Source organism: Thermomonas fusca DSM 15424 (assembly GCF_000423885.1).
Classification (GTDB): domain Bacteria; phylum Pseudomonadota; class Gammaproteobacteria; order Xanthomonadales; family Xanthomonadaceae; genus Thermomonas; species Thermomonas fusca.
The window spans coordinates 1-22,897 of sequence record NZ_AUIV01000022.1; the positions used below are offsets into that span (position 1 = coordinate 1).

21 protein-coding genes, 1 tRNA gene and 1 riboswitch are annotated in these 22,897 nt (G+C 69.4%); of the genes, 9 read left to right on the plus strand and 13 right to left on the minus strand.

The genetic code is table 11. The features are described 5' to 3' along the window. Positions 1-721: 721 nt before the first annotated feature. On the plus strand, positions 722-958 hold the full coding sequence (locus G582_RS0109925; RefSeq protein WP_028839706.1) for a hypothetical protein: 237 nt from the start codon (positions 722-724) through the stop codon (positions 956-958). A 3-nt stretch (positions 959-961) separates the two neighbouring features. On the opposite strand, the gene pnuC is transcribed toward G582_RS0109925, so the two are convergent. From pnuC to G582_RS0109940, 3 genes are all read right to left on the minus strand, one after another. Then, positions 962-1,558 (minus strand): nicotinamide riboside transporter PnuC, encoded by a 597-nt coding sequence (gene pnuC, locus G582_RS0109930; protein WP_343122285.1) that lies wholly within the window; start codon positions 1,556-1,558, stop codon positions 962-964. Next, positions 1,555-3,717 (minus strand): TonB-dependent receptor, encoded by a 2,163-nt coding sequence (locus tag G582_RS0109935; RefSeq protein ID WP_028839708.1) that lies wholly within the window; start codon positions 3,715-3,717, stop codon positions 1,555-1,557. Before G582_RS0109935 ends, pnuC begins: the two co-directional genes overlap by 4 nt. 57 nt (positions 3,718-3,774) lie before the next feature. Continuing rightward, positions 3,775-3,870: riboswitch (TPP riboswitch) on the minus strand. A gap of 40 nt (positions 3,871-3,910) precedes the next feature. Then, positions 3,911-5,047 (minus strand): phosphotransferase enzyme family protein, encoded by a 1,137-nt coding sequence (locus G582_RS0109940; RefSeq protein ID WP_028839709.1) that lies wholly within the window; start codon positions 5,045-5,047, stop codon positions 3,911-3,913. A gap of 262 nt (positions 5,048-5,309) precedes the next feature. Here G582_RS0109940 and lexA point away from each other — a divergent pair, with 262 nt between their 5' ends. Genes lexA through G582_RS0109960 form a run of 4 tightly spaced genes read left to right on the plus strand, consistent with a single transcriptional unit; the run spans position 5,310 to position 11,062 of the window. Next, a complete protein-coding gene (lexA, locus tag G582_RS0109945; RefSeq protein ID WP_211219344.1) occupies positions 5,310-5,918 on the plus strand; it encodes a transcriptional repressor LexA in 609 nt (202 codons plus the stop codon). Position 5,919: 1 nt separating this feature from the next. Further along, on the plus strand, positions 5,920-6,534 hold the full coding sequence (imuA, locus tag G582_RS0109950; RefSeq protein WP_028839711.1) for a translesion DNA synthesis-associated protein ImuA: 615 nt from the start codon (positions 5,920-5,922) through the stop codon (positions 6,532-6,534). A gap of 2 nt (positions 6,535-6,536) precedes the next feature. Continuing rightward, positions 6,537-7,970 (plus strand): Y-family DNA polymerase, encoded by a 1,434-nt coding sequence (locus tag G582_RS0109955; RefSeq protein ID WP_028839712.1) that lies wholly within the window; start codon positions 6,537-6,539, stop codon positions 7,968-7,970. Further along, positions 7,946-11,062, plus strand: a complete 3,117-nt coding sequence (locus tag G582_RS0109960; RefSeq protein WP_211219346.1) for an error-prone DNA polymerase — start codon at positions 7,946-7,948, stop codon at positions 11,060-11,062. The genes G582_RS0109955 and G582_RS0109960 overlap by 25 nt, the downstream gene beginning before the upstream one ends. Positions 11,063-11,168: 106 nt before the next feature. Here G582_RS0109960 and G582_RS0109965 read toward each other — a convergent pair. After that, positions 11,169-11,253 (minus strand) — tRNA-Leu (locus G582_RS0109965). Between the two features lie 97 nt (positions 11,254-11,350). Between G582_RS0109965 and rnr the strand changes: the two genes are divergently transcribed. The 4 genes from rnr to G582_RS0109985 all read left to right on the plus strand — a co-directional run bounded on the left by rnr (position 11,351) and on the right by G582_RS0109985 (position 15,358). Next, positions 11,351-13,762: a ribonuclease R gene (gene rnr, locus G582_RS0109970; RefSeq protein ID WP_028839714.1), complete on the plus strand. Its 2,412-nt coding sequence runs from the start codon at positions 11,351-11,353 to the stop codon at positions 13,760-13,762. A 156-nt stretch (positions 13,763-13,918) separates the two neighbouring features. After that, positions 13,919-14,287, plus strand: a complete 369-nt coding sequence (locus tag G582_RS0109975) for a hypothetical protein (RefSeq protein WP_028839715.1) — start codon at positions 13,919-13,921, stop codon at positions 14,285-14,287. A 58-nt stretch (positions 14,288-14,345) separates the two neighbouring features. Further along, positions 14,346-15,092: a 23S rRNA (guanosine(2251)-2'-O)-methyltransferase RlmB gene (rlmB, locus tag G582_RS0109980; RefSeq protein WP_028839716.1), complete on the plus strand. Its 747-nt coding sequence runs from the start codon at positions 14,346-14,348 to the stop codon at positions 15,090-15,092. Continuing rightward, positions 15,092-15,358, plus strand: coding sequence for a CBU_0592 family membrane protein (locus G582_RS0109985; protein WP_028839717.1), 267 nt, complete (start codon positions 15,092-15,094; stop codon positions 15,356-15,358). Before rlmB ends, G582_RS0109985 begins: the two co-directional genes overlap by 1 nt. A 79-nt stretch (positions 15,359-15,437) precedes the next feature. Here G582_RS0109985 and rnt read toward each other — a convergent pair whose 3' ends face one another. From rnt to pstS, 9 genes are all read right to left on the minus strand, one after another. Beyond that, the gene (gene rnt, locus G582_RS0109990; RefSeq protein WP_051247113.1) at positions 15,438-16,106 is read right to left on the minus strand and encodes a ribonuclease T; all 669 of its coding nucleotides are present in this window, start codon (positions 16,104-16,106) and stop codon (positions 15,438-15,440) included. A 41-nt stretch (positions 16,107-16,147) separates the two neighbouring features. Next, positions 16,148-16,897 (minus strand): HvfC family RiPP maturation protein, encoded by a 750-nt coding sequence (locus tag G582_RS0109995; protein WP_028839719.1) that lies wholly within the window; start codon positions 16,895-16,897, stop codon positions 16,148-16,150. Next, on the minus strand, positions 16,894-17,718 hold the full coding sequence (locus tag G582_RS0110000; protein ID WP_028839720.1) for an HvfB family MNIO-type RiPP peptide maturase: 825 nt from the start codon (positions 17,716-17,718) through the stop codon (positions 16,894-16,896). The genes G582_RS0109995 and G582_RS0110000 overlap by 4 nt, the downstream gene beginning before the upstream one ends. Positions 17,719-17,721: 3 nt before the next feature. Continuing rightward, entirely contained in the window at positions 17,722-18,177 is a 456-nt protein-coding gene (locus G582_RS16215; RefSeq protein WP_051247114.1) for an EF-hand domain-containing protein, read from the minus strand. Positions 18,178-18,272: 95 nt separating this feature from the next. Next, on the minus strand, positions 18,273-18,977 hold the full coding sequence (phoU, locus tag G582_RS0110010) for a phosphate signaling complex protein PhoU (RefSeq protein ID WP_028839721.1): 705 nt from the start codon (positions 18,975-18,977) through the stop codon (positions 18,273-18,275). 83 nt (positions 18,978-19,060) lie between these two features. Beyond that, positions 19,061-19,873: a phosphate ABC transporter ATP-binding protein PstB gene (pstB, locus tag G582_RS0110015; protein WP_028839722.1), complete on the minus strand. Its 813-nt coding sequence runs from the start codon at positions 19,871-19,873 to the stop codon at positions 19,061-19,063. Positions 19,874-19,889: 16 nt separating this feature from the next. After that, positions 19,890-20,753 (minus strand): phosphate ABC transporter permease PstA, encoded by an 864-nt coding sequence (pstA, locus tag G582_RS0110020; RefSeq protein ID WP_028839723.1) that lies wholly within the window; start codon positions 20,751-20,753, stop codon positions 19,890-19,892. Then, the gene (pstC, locus tag G582_RS0110025; protein WP_028839724.1) at positions 20,750-21,721 is read right to left on the minus strand and encodes a phosphate ABC transporter permease subunit PstC; all 972 of its coding nucleotides are present in this window, start codon (positions 21,719-21,721) and stop codon (positions 20,750-20,752) included. The genes pstA and pstC overlap by 4 nt, the downstream gene beginning before the upstream one ends. A 67-nt stretch (positions 21,722-21,788) precedes the next feature. Further along, complete coding sequence (gene pstS, locus G582_RS0110030) at positions 21,789-22,856, minus strand: phosphate ABC transporter substrate-binding protein PstS (protein ID WP_028839725.1); 1,068 nt, start codon at positions 22,854-22,856, stop codon at positions 21,789-21,791. Positions 22,857-22,897 lie beyond the last annotated feature (41 nt).

A 22,897-nucleotide genomic window follows, 5' to 3' on the forward strand; every position in this document is an offset into this window, starting at 1 on the left:
GCACGTGGATGACCTTTCGGCGTTGCACGTTGCCAGCCCGGACAGGTTGCACCTGAGAACAGGGCGAAACAGTCGGCGGATGCCGTGCGCTGGGGTAGGCATTCCCTGACACTGAGCGTGCCGCGCGAGGGCCGGCGGATTGAAAAAGAATCAAGGCAATCAAAGTGCCGGCGACCGTTTGCCGAACGCGGCCTTGTGCGATTCGTCCATGCGCGCGCTGGAGCTGGCAAGGCGGCTGGGGCTGCTACCCGGAGACAAGACGGGGACGCGCGCGCGCGAGGGGGGCGGCTCTGAAGTCTGGCCGATCCATTGGCCACCGCGCCCGTCACTTGCTTCCGCTTAATCCGTAACTTTTTCGGATGCTGCCCCAGCGGCGGCGACCTGTGCCGGGGTTGGGTTATCGGCTGGGACGCCCACGCGCGTGGCCCTATGACGCTACCCGACGGATGACGCCGGCAAGACGGCAACGCCTGGAGTTGTGAGAGCACTACGCACGCGCGCGCGAGGGGGTAGGGGCTACATTCTGGGGGTATCCGTGGGGGTACATGGATTAATGGATGTGGGAAAAACATCGCCTATTCAATTACATACGTCGCATATGCGAGTCCCCTCTTGGCACCAATCCGGAAAACCCCGCTTCGGCGGGGTTTTTTCTTGGGCGGCATTCAGCGCAGCGACCGGGCTAGACTGTCGCCGATCATTCCGGATGCGATAGCAGGCCATGCGCAGTTTCGAGGATTCCCACGGGCAGCACTGGCAGGCGGCGCTGCTGGATGGCTCCTACGGCAACATCATGCTGGTCTTCAGCCCGATGCAGTCGGGCATGATCCGGCGCCGCGCGTTGCAGGTATCGACCATGGCCGAAGCCATGGCCGTGCTGGCGGGGCTGGACGAGGACGGCCTGCGGGCGATGTTGCTCGAGGCCGATCCGTGGGAGCCGGGCGTGGACGGCTTTTGAAGCTCAGGCCGGCGTGGCCTGAGCGGTGGCGGAGCGTGCTTGCTGCCGCGCCGCCCGCCGCCAATCGCGCAGGCCCTTGACCGCCAAGCCCACGAAGCCGATGTAGAGCAGGGCGGTGACGAACAACTGCTTGTTCGCGAACATGCCGATGTAAATCACGTCGACCGCGATCCACATCCACCAGGCGGCGATATGGCGGCGGTTCTGCCAGAACTGCCCGACCAGGCTGAACGCGGTGAGCATGGCGTCCAGCCAGGGCAGGGCGGCGTTCGTGTAGGTATGCATGGTGTAGCCCAGCGCCAGCCCACCTGCCAGCCCGGCCAACAGGTGGATGCCGGCCGACCGCGCGTCCAGCGATGCCACGCGCACATGGCCGGTGGCATCCAGGTTGCGCAGCCAGCGCAGCCAACCCGCCACCAGCATCACCACCCAGAAGCACTGCAGCAGCACTTCCGAATACAGCCGCGCGCCGGCATACACCCAGATGTAGACCGACACCGACAGCAGCCCGACCGGGAAGCACCAGGGGCTGCGCCGCGTGGTCAGCCACACGGCGCTGGCGCTGAGGACGGCCGCGGCGGTTTCGTGGAAGGTGATCACAGGCCCATGCGCACCGTCAGGCGCGCCAGCCGCGGCGCGCCCGGGAACAGGTAGTTGTCGCCCAGCGAGCTGCCGGTGTCGCGCCAGTATTCGCGGTTGAACAGATTGTCGATCCCCAGCTGGACCACGAACGCACGCTCGCGCAGCTGCCCGGTGTAGCGCAGGCCTGCGTCGAACACGTCGTAGGCGGGCACCTCCACCGCGCCGTCCGGCGTGGCCGGGTTGGCGGCGGCGTGGCGCCAGCCTGCCAGCAGGGCCAGCCGCGGCAGCGCCGGCAGCGCGTAGTCGAGGTGCAGGCTGGCGCGCATGCGCGGCACGTTGACCACCTGCTGGCCGTTGAATGCGGCAGTGCCGGTGCCTTCCGCCTGTGCGCGGATCAGCGCCACGCTGGTGTTGATGCCCAGTGCCTCGGTCAGGCGGCCGTTGGCGGACAGCTCCAGGCCGTCGTGCACTTCATCGCCGCGCTGGACGAAGGTGAAGCCGGCGGCGGACGCATCCGGCTGCGCGTACTGGTAGGGCTGGCGGATGCGGAACAGGCTGGCATCAAGGTCGAGCCTCTCACCCAAGCGGTACTTCACGCCGGCTTCCAGCTGGCGGGTGATCCGCGGTGCCAGCATCGCGCCGTCGTTGCTGGTCCAGTAGGGGGCTTCCTTGCCCAGCGACAGTCCCTTGCTGAAACTTGCGTACACGCGCATCGCCGGGTCCGGCTGCCACAGCAGCGCGACCTGCGGCAGGGTCTGCGACAGCCGGGTTTCGCGTTCGATCATGCCGGCCTTGTTGCGCGCGCGCTCATGCAGGCGCACGAACTGCGCGCCCAGCAGCAGCTGCCAGCGGTCACCCAGCGCCAGCCGGTCCATCGCGAAGCCGCTGCGCTGCCAACTATCGAGGCGGCGCACCTTCGGGCCGATCTGTTCGGGCGAGGGGGCGAAGGCGGGCGGATCGCCGTCGGCGATGTTCCAGCTGCCCACGTATTCGTTGACGTTGCGGTGGCGGTCGATGCTGCGGTGGAAGGCGCTGGCGCCGATGCTCAAGGCGTGCCCGACGCTGCCGGTCCGGAAGCGGCCTTCCAGGCTGGCGCGGGCGTTGTCGCCGGTGCGGGTGTCGTCCGGGTTGCGGTAGTCGTAGATGTCGTAGCTGCCGTCCGGTGCGAAGTACCAGGGCGGATTGCCGTTCCAGCAGGCGTCCACGTACCAGCAGCCGTAGGCGAAGGCGACGTTGTCGTCGATCACGCTGCGGCTGCGGCCGGCGGCCACGCGCAGCGTCCAGTCCTCGCCGAGGGCGTGGCGCAGGCGCGCGCTGGTGTTGCTGGCGCGGATCGACACCGGCTGCTGCCAGGGCTGATAGCCCAGCATCAGGCCGGGATCGGGGTCCTGCGGCAGCGTGGTGCCGCCCAGCAGCTGGTAGCCGGAGACCGAGCGCTGCGCGCTGGTCTGGTAGTTGCTGTCCAGCTCCAGCGTGGTGCCGGGGGCGATCTTCCAGTCCGCGGCCAGCGCGTAGAAATTGCGCCGCCCATCGGCGTGATGCACATGCGACTGCATGTCTTCCCAGGCCACGTTGGCGCGCAGGCCGAAGCTGGGGCTGAGCCAGCCGCCCATGTCCAAGGCCACGTAGCGCGAGCCACGCGAATCGGTGCCCAGCACCAGGTCACGCACCTCGGCTGGGCGCTTGCTGACGAAATTCACCACCCCGCCGGGTTCCATCACCCCTGCGGTCAGGCCGGCCAGGCCCTTCAGCACCTCGACCTGCTGCTTGTCCTCCAGCGCGATGGCCTGCTCGCCGGTCATGGCCAGGTTGTTGACGCGGTAGCCGGTGCCGGCGTCCAGCGCGAAACCACGGATGGCGATGCTCTGGTAGTAGCCCACCGGTGCGTAGTTGTCGCCCAGCGAGGCGTCCTCGCGCGCCAGTTCGCTGAGGGTGCGGACCTGGCGGTCGTCCAGCTGCTGGCGACCCACCACGTGGATGGCGGCGGGGGTGTCGCGCGGCGTGGCATTGCCCCAGCCGTCGATGCCGGCATCGCGCGGTTTGTCGTCGCCCTCCACCGTGGCCTGCACCGCGGGCAGACGGGTGATCTTCGACTGGCCGTCGAGATCGTCGGCGGGGCCGGCGGTGGCCAGCAACGGCAGCAGGGCAAGCAGCAGGGGGGTGCGGGAGAATTTCATCGTCGTCGTCTCAGGGAGGAGAGCGAAGCGACGGCGGACAGCCGTCCGCGCGGGACATGACCGTCCAATCAAGCTCCCTACGCCGGTGCAAGCCGGATCAGGTTCCAAGGGACTCTCTCAGCCCGGCAACGCCGGGCACCCCCGCTTCTGTTGCAATTGAACCATGAACGGCCTGCGGCGGGCCAGCGCCGGCTCATTCCGGTTCGCGGATCGCTGTCAGCAAAGCCAGCCCCGGCGGGGTTTGGAACCATGCCGCATGGCCCAGCAGGAAGCCGTCCCAGGCCTGGTCCGCCTGTGCGCGCGCGCCGAATGCGGCCTGGTAATAGTCGATTTCCGACAGCGCGAAATCGATGTGCACCAGCGGCAGCAGGTCGGCGAGCAGGGCGCGTTCGGCGGTCGCCAACGGCAGCACTTCCGCATAGCCGGCGACCAGCGCCCGCGCGGTGTCCGGATGGATGGCCTGCATCCCGCGCTCCAGCTGCAGCCAGGCGATGGCATTGCGCTCGATGGCGGTGGCCAGGTCGTACAGGGCGAAGGTCGGCGCGCACAGGCCGAAATCGAGCACGGCGGCCACGTCGGCATTGTCGCCGGCGCCGGTCCAGCAGAGATTGGAGGCGTGCCAGTCGCCGTGCGTCCACAGCCGCGGCAGTGCCTCGAGGTGCGGCTGCAGGGCGCGGTGGCGCGCCGCCAGCGGGGCGAGTTCGTCGCGCCAGTCGCCGCGGCCGGCGAGGTAGGCCGCGAGCCCTGGGCGCCAGACCCATTGCGATTCGATGGCGGCCTGCAACTCGGGCGCGCGCAGGGCGTCGTCGCGGGCAACCAGCAAGGTGGCGCTGCGCTGGGTGGCATCGAAGTCCGCCGCGGCCCGGTGCAGCCGTGCCAGCATGCGGCCGGCGTGGCGGGCATGCGCGAGCTGGCGCAGCGGCGTCCACGAGGGCGTATCGCGATAAAGATCCAGCCCGGCGGCCGGCGCCTGGACTTCGTACACCCATTCGCCCATCGCGATGGCGGTCATGCCGTCGGCGTCGGCCAGTATCTGCGGAACCGGGATGTCGCGGCGGCGCAGATGGACGAGCAAAGCGTGTTCCTCCCCCAGCGCGACCGGCGTGCGCACGCGCAGGTGCTGGCGCTTGACGAAAACTTCGCCCGCCGCCGTGCCAACCCGCGCCACCGCCGAGAACGGGCGCGGGCTGCGCCAGAGGATCTGCATCGGCCCGCGCAGACCGGGAAAGCGTGCCAGCAGTGCATGCACATCCGCATCCTCCAGCTGCGGCCGATGCAGGGCGATCTGCTCGCTGTCCCAGCCGTGCAGGGGGTGGTTGCTGGCGGTCATGGCGGTCCTCGCTCCGGCGCGGAGCGCGGCCGGCAATGCTCACGAAACAAAACGCCCAACCTGTCCGAGGCTGGGCGTTGCGGATGGTGCCAGAGCTTTCTGCCAGCGAATGACTCTGTCGCCATGGGGTTCAGATCATAAGCGACAGGGGGGGTGTTCCCGGAAGTCGCTATCCAGCACGGCCAGATACTGCGGCCGGGGCGCTGGATGCGCGTCCGCCAGTACTTGGCTGTTCGAACGAAGTGGGATACAAATGTATCCTGTGTCCAGTCTTCCTCCCCGCCGCGCCGCCATCCTCGGTTTCATCCGTGACCGGGTGGCCGGCTACGGCCAGCCGCCGACCCTGGCCGAGATCGCCGCCGCCTGCGGGCTGGCGACGCGGGCGTCCGCGCGCAAGCACGTGCTGGCGCTGGCCGAGGCCGGGCTGGTGGAAGTCACCACCGGGCAGGCGCGTGGCATCCGCCCGGCCGGGATGCGGGCGCGCGCCGACCTGTTGCGGGTGCCGGTGCTGGGCCGGGTGGCGGCCGGTACGCCGATCGGTGCCGATGCCGGGCTGGCCGACACCCTGACCCTGGACGCGCGGCTGTTTTCGGCCATGCCCGACTACCTGCTGCGGGTGCAGGGCGATTCGATGATCGAAGACGGCATCCTCGATGGCGACCTGGTCGGGGTGAAGCGCACCCCGGAGGCCCGCGACGGGCAGGTGGTGGTGGCGCGGCTGGACGGCGAGCTGACCATCAAGCGGCTGGCGCGCGCCGCCGGCACGCTGCGCCTGCTGCCGCGCAATCCGGCCTATGCGCCGATCGAGGTCGAGGCGGGGCAGGACTTCGCGGTCGAAGGCGTGTTCTGCGGCCTGGTCCGGCGGGGATGACATGGGCGCGGTGGTTGCGATCGATGCACTGCTGCAACAGCGGCGCGTCTGGAAAGGCCAGCCGGCGGCATTGCCGCCGAGCACACAGCCCACCGGGCATGCCGCGCTGGACGCGGCGCTGCCCAGCGGCGGCTGGCCGGAGGCGGCGCTGAGCGAGTTGCTGATCCCGGTGGACGGAGTGGGTGAACTGCAGCTGCTGTGGCCGACGCTGGCGCGGCTGTCGCAAGCCGGCGAACGCATCGTGCTGGTGGCGCCGCACTATATCCCGTTCGCGCCGGCCTGGCAGGCGGCGGGCATTGAATTGCGCCAGCTGCAGGTGGTGGAAGCGGCGTCGCCCCGCGATGCGCTGTGGGCGGCCGAACAATGCCTGCGCTCGGGCAGCTGCGGCGCGGTGCTGTGCTGGCCGCTGGCCGCCGACGACCGCGCCCTGCGCCGGCTGCAAGTGGCCGCGGAATCCGGGCGCACGCTGGCATTCGCTACCCGGCCCCTCACTACTGCACGCAATCCCTCGCCGGCGGCGCTGCGTATCGCCATCGATGCGCGCCCGGCGCAGCTGCGCGTGCTCAAGTGCCGCGGCGGGTTGGCGCCGCCGCGGCCGATCGCGCTGGCAGGCTAGCCATGCGCTGGGCCTGCATCCTGCTGCCGCAGCTTGCGCTGGACGGCGCGCTGCGGCGTTGCGCCGAACCCGACGCCCCGCTGGCGCTGGTCGCCGGAGCGCAGCAGCGGCGCGTGCTGCATGCGGTCAATCCCGCCGCCCGCGCGCTGGGCCTGCGCCGCGGCATGGGCTTGGCCGCAGCGCAGGCGCTGGCAAGCAGCTTCGCCACCATCGAACATGATCCGCACGAGCAAGCCCGCTGGCACCACTTCCTTGCGGCCTGGGCCTACCGCTTCAGTTCGCAGGTCAGCAGCCAGTACGGGCATGCGCTGATCGTCGAGATCGAAGGCAGCCTGGGCCTGTTCGGGCCGTGGCCGCGCTTCGAGGCGCGGCTGCGGGAAGAGCTGGCACAGCTGGGATTTCGCCACCGCATCGTTGCCGCGCCGAACCCGGCCGCGGCGCGGGCGCTGGCCAATGTCCACGACGGGCTGGCGGTGGCGGGCGTCGAGCCGATGCGCCATGCCCTCGGGCAGCTGCCGGTGCAGCGCGCCGGCTTCGCGCCGGACGTCGCCACCGCCTTCCAGCGCATGGGCCTGCGCACGCTGCGCCAGGTCATGGCGCTGCCGCGCGCCGGGCTGGCGCGGCGCTTCCCGGCGGATGTCCTGCGGCATCTGGATGCGTTGCTGGGCGAGGACGAATTGGCGCTGGCCTGGTACCGCCCGCCGGACCGGTTCGCGATGCGGATCGAGCTCGGTTACGAAGTCGAATCCTCGCAGGCGCTGCTGTTCCCGTTGAAGCGGCTGACCGCGGATCTTGCCGCCTTCCTGGCCGGCCGCGATGGCGGCGTGCAGCGGTTCGCCCTGCAACTGGAACACGAGGGGGGCGCGGCGACCGAGGTGGCGGTCGGGCTGCTTGCGCCGGAACGCGATGCCGCGCTGCTGTTCGAGCTGGCGCGCGGCCGGCTGGAGCAGGCGCCGGTGGCCGCGCCGGTGCGTGCGCTGGCGCTGGTGGCCGAGGAGCTGCCGCCGTTCATGCCGGCGCATCGCGAGCTGTTCGATGCGCGCCCGCAGCAGGCGACTTCGTGGGAGCAGCTGCGCGAACGCCTGCGCGCACGGCTGGGCGAAACGGCCGTGCACGGTCTGTCCGCCCATGACGACCATCGCCCGGAAGCGGCGTGGCGCGATGTCGCGGCGCCTCCGACCCGTCGCGGCTCGGCGCGGCTTCCGGCCCAATCACTGCCGCCGCAGCGTCCCGGCTGGCTGCTGGCCAGGCCCATCCCGCTGCGCGGCCCGCCGCCGCGCCTGCTGGCCGGCCCCGAACGCATCGAGTCTGGCTGGTGGAACGGCGATATCCGCCGCGATTACGCCGTCGCCCAGCTGGCCACCGGCCAGCGCGCCTGGGTGTACCAACCTGTCGGCGGTGACGGCGGCTACTGGCTGCACGGCTGGTTCGCATGAGTCTGGCCCGAATGCACTACGCCGAACTGCACTGCCTGTCGAGCTTCTCGTTCCAGCGCGGCGCCTCCAGTGCGCGCGAGCTGTTCGAGCGCGCCCGCCAGCACGGCTACACGGCATTGGCGATCACCGACGAGTGCACGCTGGCCGGGATCGTGCGCGCCTGGCAGGCGGCGAAGGAAGTTGGCCTGCCGCTGATCGTCGGCAGCGAGATGCGCATCGAGGGCGGCCCGAAACTGGTGCTCCTGGTCGAGAACCTCGCCGGCTACCAGGCCCTGTGCCGGCTGATCACCACCGCCCGCCGACGCGCACCGAAGGGCGAATACCGGCTGCTGCGCGAGGATGTTTCCGGCTCGCTGGACGGGCTTTTCGCACTGTGGATTCCGGACGATCCGGCCGATCCGGCCGATTCCCGCGACGGGCACTGGTTGCGGGAAATTTTCCCGGCGCGGCTGTGGATCACGGCGGAACTGCACCGCGGCCAGCGCGATGCGGAGAAACTCGCGGCCCTGCAGGTGCTCGGCAGGACGCTGGACCTGCCGCTGGTCGCCGCCGGCGACGTGCACATGCACGCGCGCGGACGCCGCGCACTGCAGGACGTGATGACCGCGATCCGTCATCGCACCACGGTGGCGGAAGCCGGGCTGCGGCTGTTCCCGAACGGCGAGCGCCACCTGCGCCCACTGCACGCCCTGGCCGAGCTGTATCCGCCGGAACTGCTGGCCGAATCCGCGCGCATCGCCCGGCGCTGCCACTTCGACCTCGGCGAACTGCGCTACCACTATCCGCGCGAGCTGGTGCCCGACGGGCAGACGCCGGCAAGCTGGCTGCGCACGTTGACCGGACAGGGCCTGCGCTGGCGCTGGCCGGAAGCCATCCCGAAGAAAGCGCGGGATCTGGCCGAGAAGGAACTCGCGCTGATCGCCGAGTTGCAGTACGAGGGCTATTTCCTGACCGTGCACGACATCGTGCGCCACGCCCGCAGCCTCGGCATCCTCTGCCAGGGCCGCGGCTCGGCAGCGAACTCGGTGGTCTGCTATGCGCTGGGCATCACCGAGATCGACCCCGACCGGATCGGCATGCTGTTCGAGCGTTTCGTCTCGAAGGAGCGCGACGAGCCGCCGGACATCGACGTCGATTTCGAGCACGAGCGGCGCGAGGAGGTCATCCAGTACATCTTCCAGCGCTACGGCCGCGACCGCGCCGCGCTCACCGCGGTGGCCAGCAGCTACCACGGCGCCGGTGCGATCCGCGACGTGGCCAAGGCGCTGGGGTTGCCCCCGGACCAGGTCGACGCGCTGGCCGGCTGCGTCGGCCGCTGGAGCGATCCGTTGCCCCCGCCCGAGCGCCTGCGCGAAAAAGGCTTCGACCCCGACAGCCCGCTGTTGCGGCGGGTGCTGGTGCTGGCCGGGGAACTGGTGGGATTTCCGCGCCACCTGTCGCAGCATCCGGGCGGGTTCGTGATTTCCGAGCAGCCGCTGTCCACGCTGGTGCCGGTGGAGAACGCGGCGATGGACGGGCGCACCGTGGTGCAGTGGGACAAGGACGACCTCGACGCGGTCGGGTTGCTCAAGGTCGACATCCTCGCGCTGGGCATGCTCACCGCGCTGCGGCGCTGCCTCGACCTGCTGCGCGCCCATCACGGCCGCGACCTGGCGCTGGCGACGATCCCGGCCGAAGACCCGGCCACCTACGAGATGGTCTGCCGCGCCGACACCATCGGCGTGTTCCAGATCGAATCGCGCGCGCAGATGGCGATGCTGCCGCGGCTGCAGCCGCGCACCTTCTACGACCTGGTGATCGAGGTGGCGATCGTGCGCCCAGGGCCGATCCAGGGCGACATGGTGCATCCCTACCTGCGCCGGCGTACCGGCGAGGAGCCGGTACGCTATCCCTCGAAGGAACTGGAGAGGGTGTTCGAGCGCACGCTGGGCGTGCCGCTGTTCCAGGAGCAGGTGATGGAGCTGGCCATCGTCGCCGCCGGCTATACGCCCGGCGAGGCCGACGACCTGCGCCGTTCGATGGCGGCATGGAAGCGCCACGGCGGGCTGGAGCACCATCGGGACAAGCTGACCGCCGGCATGCTGGCGCGCGGCTACGGCGCCGGATTCGCGGCGCGCATCTTCGAGCAGATCAAAGGCTTCGGCAGCTACGGCTTCCCGGAGTCGCACGCGGCCAGCTTCGCCCTGCTCACCTATGCCAGCAGCTGGCTCAAATGCCACTATCCCGCGGCCTTTGCCTGCGCCCTGCTCAACAGCCAGCCGATGGGGTTCTACAGCCCCGACCAGCTGCTGCAGGACGCGCGTCGGCACGGGGTGGAAGTGCGCCCGGTGGACGTACGCCACAGCGACTGGGACTGCACGCTGGAGCCGGACCGACGCGGCGCGTTCGCGCTGCGGATGGGGCTGTGCATGGTGAAGGGTTTCAACGAGGACAGTGCGCGACGGATCGAACGGGCTAGGGCGGCGCAGGCCTTCACCGATGTTGCCGATCTGTCCGAACGCGCCGCGCTGGACAACCGGGCACGCGAAGCCCTGGCCGATGCCGGCGCGCTGCGCGGGTTGGCCGGTCATCGCCATCGCGCGCGCTGGGAAGTGGCCGGCGTGGAGGAGCAGCGTCCCTTGCTGGGCGCCGCGACGCAGCCGCGCGAGGGCCAGGTGGCGCTGCCGCTGCCGACGGCGGGCGAAGACCTGTTCGCCGATTACGCCACCGTGGGCACCACGCTGGGCCGGCACCCGCTGGCGCGGCTGCGCGCGCAGCTGCGGGCGCGCCGCTGCCGCAGCTCGCGGGAGCTGCCGCGGATTCCATCGGGCCGGCACATCGCCGCGGCCGGGCTGGTGGTGGGGCGGCAGCGCCCGCAGACCGCCAGCGGCGTCACCTTCGTGACCCTGGAGGACGAGCACGGGATGATCAACGTGGTGGTCTGGAAGCAGGTGGCCGACCAGCAGCGGCAGCCGTTCCTGGAGTCGAAGCTGATGATGGTGGAGGGGCGGCTGGAAGCCGAACACGGCGTGCGCCACCTGATCGCCAGGCGCCTGCATGACCTGACCCCGCTGCTCGGCAGCCTGGACGTGCGCAGCCGCGATTTCCACTGAGCCGGCCGCAACCCGCGACGCAATTTGGTGCCGCTGCCCGCACCCGCGATGCGGCTGCGCCAGGCAACAAAAAAGCCCGCTTGCGCGGGCTTCTTCAGAACCACTGTGGTGCCCAGGAGAGGACTCGAACCTCCACGGTTTTACCCGCTAGTACCTGAAACTAGTGCGTCTACCAATTCCGCCACCTGGGCCGGTGGTGAGCCGCGCATTCTCCAGAGATGCGCCGGGACTGTCAACAGTTATTTGCCGGCCTGCATGCGGTTCACTTTGGGCCTGTAACATCGCGGCATGAGCAAACCTCCCAGCAAGCGCGGCCAGGGCCGCGACAAGGGGGCCGGCACCACAAAAGGCGCCGGCAAGTCCAGTGGATCACCTGCCAAGGGTGCCGGCAAGCGGCCGGGTTGGATGCCCGAACCGCCGGCGGGCGGACCGGGCCGGCGCGCGCCGCGGCCGGCATCGGCGCCGGTCGCCGACCCGCATGCGCATCGCGAAGCGCAGCGCTACGAACACCCGATCGCCAGCCGCGAAATGATCCTGCAGATGCTGGCCGCGCAGGATGGGCCGATGGACGACCAGGCGCTGGCGCAGAAGCTGGCGCTGACCGAACCGGACCGTTTCGATGCCCTGCAGAAGCGCCTCGGCGCCATGCTGCGCGCCGGCCAGCTGCTGCAGAACCGTCGCGGCGGCTACGTGCCGGCGGCGCAGGCCGAACTGATCGCCGGCAGCGTGATCGCCAATCCCGACGGCTTTGGCTTCCTGCGCCCGGAGAAGGGCGGCGACGACCTGTTCCTGCCGCCGTATGAAATGCGCAAGGTCAGCCACGGCGACCGCGTGCTGGTCAGCATCACCGGCATGGACCGGCGCGGGCGCGGCGAGGCGACCATCGTCGAAGTATTGGAACGCCGCCTGACCCGGCTGCTGGGCCGTTATACGGAGGAGCTGGGCATCGCCTACGTGGTGCCGGACGACAAGCGCATCCAGCGCAACGTGCTGGTGCCGCAGGACGCGCGCGGCGAGGCGAAGGCGGGCCAGCTGGTGGTGGTGGAGATCACCACGCCGCAGGATGCCCACCGCCCGCCGATCGGCCGCGTGCTGGCGGTGCTGGGCGACAAGCTGACCGCCTCGCAGGCAGTCGAAGCGGCGATCCACGGCCACGACATCCCGCACGAATTCTCGCCGGAGGTGTTGGCGCAGGCCACCGCCGTTCCGTTGGAAGTGCAGCCCGCCGAGATCGCCGGCCGGGTCGACTTGCGCAGCGTGCCGCTGGTGACCATCGATGGCGAGGACGCCAAGGATTTCGACGACGCGGTGTGGTGCGAACCCAACGCCGACGGCTTCCGCCTGGTCGTCGCGATTGCCGATGTCTCGCATTACGTGCGTCCGGGCACGCCGCTGGACGACGAGGCGCAGCTGCGCGCCACCTCGGTCTATTTCCCCGGATTCGTGGTGCCGATGCTGCCGGAGACGCTGAGCAACGGCATCTGCTCGCTCAATCCGGCGGTGGACCGGCTGTGCTTCTGCTGCGACATGCAGGTGGGCCGCGACGGCATCGTGACCTCGAGCTGGTTCTACGAAGCGGTGATGCATTCGCATGCGCGCCTCACCTATACCGACGTGTGGAACGCGGTGGGCGAGGGCGTTCCCGAGGACGACCACGACGCCGCGCTGGCCAAGATCGGCGCGTTGCTGCCGCAGGTGCAGCGCCTGCACCAGCTCTACAAGGTGCTGGACAAGGCGCGCGCCCGGCGCGGCGCCATCGAGTTCGAGAGCAGCGAAGTCCGCTTCCTGCTGGACGCCAAGGGCGCGGTGTCCCAGGCGGGCATGCTCCAGCGCAACGACGCCCACAAGCTGATCGAGGAGTGCATGATCGCGGCCAACGTGCAGGCCGCGCTGCACCTGCTGGAAGCGCGCATCCCCGCCCCCTACCGAGACCACGACAAGCCGCCGGAATCGAAATACGCGGACCTGGAGGAGTTCCTCAAGGAGTTCGCACTGCGCCTGCCGCCGTGGAGCAAGGTGAAGCCGAAGGACTTCCGCAACCTGCTGGAGAAGATCCGCGAGCGGCCCGACGCCGCTCTGCTGGAGTCGGTGATCCTGCGCAGCCAGTCGCTGGCGGTGTACGCGCCGGACAACATCGGCCACTTCGGTCTCGCGCTGGAAGCGTACGCGCACTTCACCTCGCCGATCCGGCGCTACCCCGACCTGCTGGTGCACCGCGCGATCAAGCACGCGCTGGCCGGCGGCCGCCCGGAAGCCTACGAGTATTCGCCGCATGAGATGGCCGCGCTGTCACTGCAATGCTCGGAACGCTCGCGCCGTGCCGACGAGGCCCAGCGCGAGGTCGACGAGCGCTACCGCGCGGCGTGGATGGAAAGCCACGTCGGCAAGGAGTTCGACGGCACCATCAGCGGTGTCACCAGCTTCGGCCTGTTCATCGAGCTGGACGATTCCAAGGTCAACGGCCTGGTCCACGTCACCCAGCTGCCGCGCGACTTCTACCACTTCGACGCGGTACGCAAGACCCTCACCGGCGAGCGCCGCGGCCGCGAGTTCCGGCTTGGCGACCGCGTCCGCATCGTGGTGCTCAAGGCCAGCGTGGAAGAGCGCAAGATCGACTTCCGCCTGGCCGAGGAAGACGCCGGCCTGCCGCCGGTGCCGGAGCGGGGCAAGCCGGCGAAGCGGCAGAAGCGGAAGTACTGACTTGATTGGGAGCGCATCGTGACCGCCGCCATGTTCGCAGCGCTGCTTCTGATGGCACAGCCTGTCTCCGGAGGATCTGCGGGTTCCGGTCAGGCTGTCTCACTGCTTACGTCACGTCCCGCTCAATGCGTTTCGGTTTCCGGTTCCGCTGGACTTATGGTTGTTCTGGATCGGAATGATGTGGAGGACATGGCAACTCCACCACGTTCACGATGGACGACGGAGGCAGAGCGGTTGCGGTTGGTGCGGTTTCACCAGGCTCAGGAGCTCATCGCCGCCGTATCCGGTGGGAAGAACTCTCTGGGTTGCGATGTGGCCGGGAACATCGGCGGGGGCGTGTATGCCATGCTCGCGCTGATCCGAGAGGGGAAAGGGCGAGTCTGGAAGTCGGCAACGAATGCCTTCCTGCCCTCGGTGATAGTGTCGGCACACAATATCGATTGCAGCAGGGGCCCGGCCGGCCATTACACGCTGGTGGAACCCGGTGGCAAGGCCTTCTTCCTGATTCCCGCCTGCGTCGTCTAGACGATGTCACCTCTGCAGGCGTTGTGTCAGCCTCCTCGCATGCAGGCAAAATAGCCGCATGAGCAAACCCTCCCAATGGATCGTCGGCATCAACGCGGTGGCCTCTGCGCTGGAGCACGACGCCGAACACGTCCGCGAAGTGCTGCTGGAAGCCGGCGGCAAGAACCCGCGCATCATCGAGATCGAGCAGCAGGCGCGGCGCAAGGACATCGACGTGCGCCGGGTCGCCCAGCAGGCGCTGGATGGCGTGGCCGGCGGCGTGCGCCACCAGGGCGCGGCGGCACGCTACGCCGCGGCCAAGACCTGGGACGAGCACGAGTTGCCGGCATTGATCGAAGCCGCCGAAGGCCGCGCGCTGCTGCTGGTGCTGGACGGCGTGCAGGACCCGCACAACCTCGGCGCCTGCCTGCGCAGCGCCGCCGCGGCGGGCGCCACGGCGGTGGTGTTCCCGAAGGACAAGGCGGTGCAGGTCAACGCCACCGTGCGCAAGACCTCGGCCGGCGCGGCGGACACCCTGCCGATCTTCAGCGTGACCAACCTCTCGCGCACCCTGCGCGACCTGCAGAAGGCCGGCGTGTGGATCTACGGGCTGGCTGGCGAAGCCGACGCCTCGCTGTACGCCACCGACCTGAAGGGTAACGTGGCATTGGTGATGGGCAGCGAGGGCGAAGGGCTGCGCCGGCTGACCCGCGAAAACTGCGACGGGCTGGTGAAGATCCCGATGCCGGGCGGTTTCGAAAGCCTCAACGTGTCGGTGGCCAGCGGCGTGGCGCTGTTCGAAGCCGTGCGGCAAAGGAGCGCGTGATGGCGTTGAACCTGATGTGGTACGACTGGGTGGGCATCGCCGGGACACTGGCGGTGCTGGTGGCGTTTTTCCTGCTGCAGGCCGGGAAGCTGTCCGGCACCGGCATCGTCTATCAGCTGTTGAATCTGTTCGGCTCCGGCGGCGTGCTGGTGTCGCTGCTGGGCAAGTTCAACGTGTCGGTGTTCGTGCTGGAAGCCGTGTGGATGGCGATCAGCGCGTACGGGATCGTGCGCACGCTCAGGGCGAAGCGTCCCGAGGCGCAATGAGTCGCCGGGCGGCGTGCCTGCAGCGAGCCCAGGGACAATCGGCGCCATGGATGGCGCCGATTAGCCTACATGGACGTATTTACGGCGTGTCCCCAGCCGCTGCGGGTACGGCGTTCGGCGACGGGGCAGAACGAAGCCAGCTGTTGGCAATCGCACAGAACAGCTTCGCAGTCTGCTCGGTGTCGTATACCGCCGAATGCGCCTGGCTGGGATCCCAGCCAAGCCCGGCAGCCATCGCCGCGCGCGCCAGCACGGTCTGGCCGTAGGCCAGGCCGGCCATCGTCACAGTGTCGAACACGCTGAACGGGTGGAACGGGTTGCGCTTGTGCTGCACCCGCGCCACCGCGGCGTTGACGAAATTGAGGTCGAAGTGGGCGTTGTGGCCCACCAGGATGGCGCGCTGGCAGCCGTGCTTCTTCACCGCGGCGCGTACCGGCGCGAAGATCGCATCCAGCCCGCTGCGCTCGTCCACCTCGCCGCGCAGCGGGTGGCCGATCTTGATGCCGGTGACTTCCAGTGACTTCGGGTCGATGCTGGTGCCGGGCGCGGGGGCGATGTGCGCGTGCGCGACTTCGCCCGGCACGTAGTTGCCGGCCGCATCCAATTCGATCGGGATTGCCGCGATCTCCAGCAGGGCGTGCTTGTTCCAGTCGAAGCCGCCGGTTTCCACGTCCACCACCACCGGCAGGTAGCCGCGGAAGCGCTCGGCCATCGCCGCGAAGGCGGGTGCATCTTGCGTATCGGTCATCGGCAAAGCCTAGCAGAGCGGCGCGGTGGCCCACGTCGCTTTCAGCACGCGGCAGGCGCGGTGCCCACCAGCACGCCATCGGCGCGCAGCCGTTGCAGCATCGGCAACGCTTCGCCGAGGAATGCGTCGAAGTCCGGATGGCTGGCTTCCTCGGCCAGCTGGCGCAGCAGCGCGCGACCGCTGCGCCCGTCGTTGGCGCCGGCCAGCGCCAACAAGCGATACAGCAGCGGCGACAGCATCGAGAAATGGACGCGGCCGCCGGGATCGCGGCGCAGCAGCACCAGCGTGGGGGCGGGCGGTGGTTCGGTGGGCTGGCAGTCCGGGCCGAGCCGGTGCACCGGCCAACGGTAGGCCAGCGGCCACGCCAATGGCGACAGCAGCGGCACGCCGTCCAGCAGATCGCCTTCGGGATCGTGCGGCGGCGTTTCCGCATCGCTGAGCTGCAGGCCCAGCTCGGCCCATTCGTAGTGCGCCAGATCGGCCAGCCAGGGCCGCGCGGGATCTTCCGCGGCCTCGAGGAAGGCGATGAACTCCAGCCCCAGCCGGGTGAACAGCGGGGTTTCGCTGCGATGCCCGGCAAGGAAGCGGCGCAGCAGCGCCTGCCACTCCACATCGCCCAGGGTCCGGCGGATCACCGGGAAGGTGCCGGCCAGCAGGCCGTCGAGGTTGCTGGCCACCAGCTCGCGATAGACCGCCAGCCGCCGGTCTTCGATGCCGGGCGGGCCGGGGTGCGTGGCCGGATCGCGCACGTGCGCGGCCAGCGCGTGCAGTTGCGCGTGCAGCCCGCTCATGGCGCTGCCGCCTGCAGCGCGCGGATGCGCGCCACCTCGTCCACCAGCACCGGCAGCGGCGGGAAGTTGAAGTCGCGCTCCAGCAGGGTGGGGCGCACGCCGTGGCTGGCGTAGGCGAAGCCGAGCAGCGCCCACACCTCGTCCTTCACCGCGGTGCCGTGGGTGTCGATCTTGAGGTCGTCGGCCTCGTCGAAGTGACCGGCAACGTGGTAGCTGGCGATGCGCGCCGCTGGCATCGCATTGATGAAGGCGCGGGCGTCGTAGCCGTGGTTGATCGCGTTGACGTAGACGTTGTTGACGTCCAGCAGCAGGTCGCAGTCGGCCTCCGCCAGCACCGCATTGATGAAGTCGATTTCGGCGAGCTGCCGGAACGGCGCGGCGTAGTAGCTGACGTTCTCCACCGCGATCCGCCGGCCCAGCGCGTCCTGCGCCTGGCGGATGCGCGCGGCGACGTGCACCACCGCTTCCTCGGTGAACGGCAGTGGCAGCAGGTCGTAGAGGTGGCCGTTTGCTGCGCAGTAGCTCAGGTGCTCGCTGTACAGCGCCACTTGATGACGGTCGAGGAAATCGCGGGTCTGGCGCAGGAACGCGTGATCCAGCGGGTCCGGCCCGCCCAGCGACAGCGACAGGCCGTGGCAGCTCAGTGGGTGCCGCGCCGTCAGCGTTTCCAGCTGCTCGCCGAGCGCGCCGCCGACGCCGATCCAGTTGTCCGGCGCGCATTCCAGAAAATCGAAGGCGCCCGCAGGCGCCCCGATCAATTCGTCCAGCAGCGCGCGGCGCAGGCCAAGGCCGGCGCCGCGCGGGGGCAGGGCGTCAACCACGGCTCACATGCTGCCGCCGCACTTGCCCTCGCCGCATTTGCCTTCCCCGCACTTGCCTTCGCCGGCGGCCTTGCCGTCCTTGTTCATGGCGGCGTGGTGCGCATCCATTTCGGCCTGGCTGATGAAGCCGTCGCCGTCGGTGTCGATCTTCGGGAACATCGTGTCCTTGCCGCCGTGGGCGGCGGCGAACTCGGCGCGTGAAATGCGCCCGTCCTTGTCGGTGTCCTTCTGCGCCATGCCGCAGCTGCCTTCGTGCTTGGCCTTGGCGGGCTTGTCGGTGCCCATCATGCCGGCGCCGCACTTGCCTTCACCGCACTTGCCCTCGGCGGCGGCGGCCTTCGGCGGATCCTGCAGGTAGCCGTGCGCCATCGCGTCCATCGAGAACAGCGGGCCGGCGAGCGCGCCGGTGGCGACGGCGGCGCCAAGCACCAGCGCCAGGGGGTTACGGGACTGCGACATGGTCGACTCCTTGCGCGATAGCGCCTGATGGTGGGCCGATGCTACCGCTTGCGGCACGGGGCGGCCAGTCACCGGCCCGCGTTGTTCCGGGCGGTTCAGACGGCGGTGGTGTTGCTGTCGTCGCGCTTGTCGCGCTGCGGCAGCAGCTCTTCGCCGTGGATCAGGAACCAGGCGTTCTCGGCGATGTTGGTGGCGTGGTCGCCGATCCGCTCGATGTTCTTGGCCATGAACAGCAGGTGGGTGCAGGCGGTGATCGCGCGCGCGTCTTCCATCATGTAGGTCAGCAGCTCGCGGAACAGCCCGGTGTAGAGGGTGTCCAGCTCGGCGTCGCGGGCGCGCACGCGCAGTGCGGCCTCGCCGTCGCGTTCGCGGTAGGCCTCCAGCACGTCGCGCACCTGCTGCACCGCTATCCGCCCCAGCGTGCCCAGGCCGCGGGTGAGCGGCAGCGGCGGCAACTGGTTCAGCACCAGCGAGCGCTTGGCGATGTTGGCGGCGTAGTCGCCGATCCGCTCGATGTCCGAGGCCACCCGCAACGCGGCCAGGATCAGGCGCAGGTCGGTGGCCAGCGGGCCGCGCTGGATCAGGCGGATCACGTCGTGGTTGACCTGCTGTTCCAGCGTATCGATCGCTTCGTCGTTGGCGATCACGCGCTCGGCGGCGCCGTCGTCGCGGCGTTCCACCACGTCCAGCGCGGCCTCCAGCTGGGCGGCGGCCATCAGGCCCATGCGGATCAGCTCGCCCTGGAGCGCGCGCTGTTCGTCGTCTAAGCTCTTGACGATGTGGTTGTATTGCTCGTTCATCTTTTGCTCCTTCCGCCCGATGTCCGGGGAAGTGCCCCGCAAGGGGGGCGAGGGGTCGTCGCGTGTGCGTGGATCGGCCGTGGTCAGCCGAAGCGACCGGTGATGTAGTCCTCGGTCTGCTGCTTGGCCGGGTTGGAGAAAATCTGCGAAGTCGCGCCGTGCTCGACCAGGTCGCCCAGGTACATGAACGCGGTGTAGTCGGACACGCGCGCGGCCTGCTGCATGTTGTGGGTGACGATCATGATGGTGAACTCCTGCTTGAGTTCCTCCACCAGCTGCTCGATGCGGCCGGTGGAGATCGGGTCCAGCGCCGAGGTCGGCTCGTCCAGCAGCAGCACGTCGGGCTTGAGCGCCACCGCGCGGGCGATGCACAGGCGCTGCTGCTGGCCGCCGGACAGGCCCAGCCCGCTTTCCTTCAGCTTGTCCTTGACCTCGTCCCACAGCGCCGCTTGGCGCAGCGCCTGCTCGACGCGCACGTCCAGCTCGGCCTTGCTCAGGCGCTCGTGGTGGCGGATGCCGTAGGCCACGTTCTCGTGGATGGTCATCGGGAACGGCACCGGCTTCTGGAACACCATGCCCACCCGGCTGCGCAGGCGGTTCATCGGGTACTTCGGATCGAGGATGTTCTCCCCGTCCAGCAGCACCTCGCCTTCGGCGCGCAGCTTGGGATAGAGCGCGTAGATGCGGTTGAATACCCGCAGCAGGGTCGACTTGCCGCAGCCGGAAGGGCCGATCAGCGCGGTCACTCGCTTCTCGGGGACGTCGAGGTCGATGTTCCTCACCGCCAGCGACTTGTCGTACCAGAAGTTCAGCCCGCGGGCGGACAGCTTCACCGGCGGCGATTGGGGCAGGACGGCATCGTGCGGCGTTTGCGCGGCAGCGTGGGCGTAGGTCATCGGAATGGTCCGGAGGTCAGTCATGGGCAGCGCGCTTGCGCAGGAGGATGAAGCGGGCCAGCAGGCTGGTGGTCAGCACGAACAGGGTGACCAGCAGCGCGCCGGCCCAGGCCAGCTGCTCCCAGTTCTCGAAGCCGGAGCCGGCGAACTTGTACATGGTCAGCGGCACCGCGCTGATCGCGCCGCCGATGTCGAGGCTGAAGAATTCGTTGCCGAACGCGGTGAACAGCAGCGGCGCGGTCTCGCCGCTGATCCGCGCCAGTGCCAGCAGCACGCCGGTGACGATGCCGGGCAGGGCGCTGCGGTAGAGCACCTGCAGGGTCACCTTCCACTGCGGCACGCCCAGCGACAGCGCGGCTTCGCGCATCTGCACCGGCACCAGCCGCAGCATCTCGTCGGTGGTGCGCACCACCACCGGCAGCACGATGAAGGCCAGCGACAGCGCGCCGGCGAGAGCCGAGAAGTTGCCGCCGGTGTTCATCACGAAGGCCGCGTACACGAACAGACCCAGCACGATGGAGGGTGCCGACAGCAGGATGTCGTTGACGAAGCGCACAGCGGTGCCGAGCTTGCGGTGACCGCCGACCTCCGCCAGCCAGGTGCCGGCGGCGATGCCCAGCGGGGTGCCGATGGCCACGCCCATGCCGCACATCAGCAGGCTGCCGACGATGGCGTTGCGCAGGCCGCCGGCTTCCATCGGCGGCGGCTGGTCCTGGGTGAACAGCGCCAGGTTCAGGTGCGCCAGGCCTTTGGCCAGCAGGGTCCACAGGATCCAGCCGAGGAAGGCCAGTCCGAACACCGCGGCCACACAGGCCAGGCCGATGGCGACGGCGTTCTTGATCCGGCGGCGACGGTAAAGCGAAGCGGACGGGGCGTTCACCGGTTGCCCTCCTTGCGTTCGAGGTTGAGCAGCATCAGCCGGGCCAGAGCCAGCACGATGAAGGTGACGATGAACAGCACGAAGCCCAGCAGCAGCAGCGCGGCGCGATAGGTTTCGGTGGCCTCGCCGAAGTCGTTGGCGATCAGCGCGGCGATGGTGGTCGAGGGCTCCAGCAGCGACGCCGTGAACGACACGCTGTTGCCGATCACGAAGGCCACCGCCATGGTTTCGCCGAGCGCGCGGCCAAGGCCGAGGAACACGCCGCCGATCACCGCCGAGCGGGTGTAGGGCAGGACGATGTCCCAGCTCACCTCCCACTTGGTCGCGCCGAGCGCGTAGGCCGATTCCTTCAGCCGCGCCGGCACGGTCAGGAACACCTCGCGCATGGTCGAGGAGATGAACGGAATCACCATGATCGACAGCACCAGCCCGGAGGTCAGCATGCCGGCGCCGATCGGCGGGCCCTGGAACAGCGGGCCGATCACCGGCAGTGGCCCCAGGTGCGCGTCCATCCACGGGATCAGATGCTCGCGCATCACCGGCATCAGCACGAAGAAGCCCCACATGCCGTAGATGATCGAGGGAATGCCGGCCAGCAGTTCGATGGCGGTGCCCACCGGCGTGCGCAGCCAGCGCGGCGCCACCTCGGTGAGGAAGAAGGCGATGCCGAAGCTCACCGGCACCGCGATCAGCATCGCGATCAGCGCGGTGACCAGGGTGCCGTAGATCGGCACCAGCGCGCCGTACTTGTCCTCCACCGGATTCCAGTCGGTGGAGAAGAAAAAGCCCAGGCCTTCGTGCGCGAGCACGCTGCGGCCGCCCCAAAGCATCGACAGCGCGGCGCCGGCCAGGGTGACGAGGACGAACACCGCGGTGGCGGTCAGCAGCCAGCGGAACCAGCGGTCGTGGCGCGCATCGGCGGCGTCGCGGTGGCTGGCGATCGGACGGTCGGTGGTGGTGGCACTCATTCGGTCTGCTCGTCATGCCCGCGGGGCGGGCATCGGTTGGGGGCGGAAGGACCTGCCAGCGCCGGGGTCAGCCCGGTTGCCCGGCCCAGTACGCCTCGATCTGGCGCACCAGCTCCGGCGGCAACGGTACGTAATCCAGCGCCGACGCCTGCGCGCCGCCGTTGGTCCAGGCCCAGCGGAAGAACTCGCGTGCGGCATCGGCGCTGGCGGCGTCGCGCGGCTGGCGACGCATCAGGATGAAGTTGGTGGCGGCGATCGGCCATGCATCGGCGCCCGGCGCGTCGGTGATGACCAGCGCGAAGTCGCGCGCGTTCTTCCAGTCGGCGCTGGCGGCCGCTGCGGCGAAGCTGGCCGCGCCGGGCTGCACCCAGTTGCCGGCGGCATTGCGCATCGCGGTGTAGGCCATCCTGTTCTGCAGCGCGTAGGACAGCTCGACGTAGCCGATCGCGCCCTCCAGCTGCTTGACGTAGGAGGCCACGCCCTCGTTGCCCTTGCCGCCCACGCTGGTGGCGATCCAGTTGACGGTGGTGCCTTCGCCGACCTGCGCCTTCCAGTCCGCGCTGGCCTTGGAGAGGTAGTTGGTGAAGTTGAAGGTGGTGCCGGAACCGTCGGAGCGGCGCACCACGTTGATCCGTTCGGCCGGCAAGGCGACGCCGGGGTTGGCGGCGGCAATCGCGGCGTCATTCCACATCGTGATCTTGCCGAGGTAGATGTCGGCCAGCAGCGCGCCGGTCAGGCGCAGCTTGCCGGCCGCGATGCCGGGCAGGTTGACCACCGGCACCACCCCGCCGATCACCGACGGAAACTGCATCAGCCCGTCCTTGACCAGTTCCTCGGTCGGCAGCGGCTTGTCGGAGGAACCGAAGTCGACGGTGCCGGCCTTGATCTGGGCGATGCCGCCGCCGGAGCCGATGGACTGGTAGTTGATGCGCTTGCCGTTCAGCCTGGCGTAGTCCGACGACCACTTCGAGAACAACGGATAGACGAAGCTGGCGCCGGCGCCGGTAACCACGTCGGCGGTCGGCTCGGTGGTCTGGTTGCCGGCGGACGCGCGGTCGCTGCCGCCCGAGCAGGCAGCCAAGCCCGTCGCCAGGCACAGGCAGAGAGCGGCGAGATGGAAGGCGGAGCGGAACATGGCTATCTCCATGCGGAAAACTGGATGCGCACATCAAACGA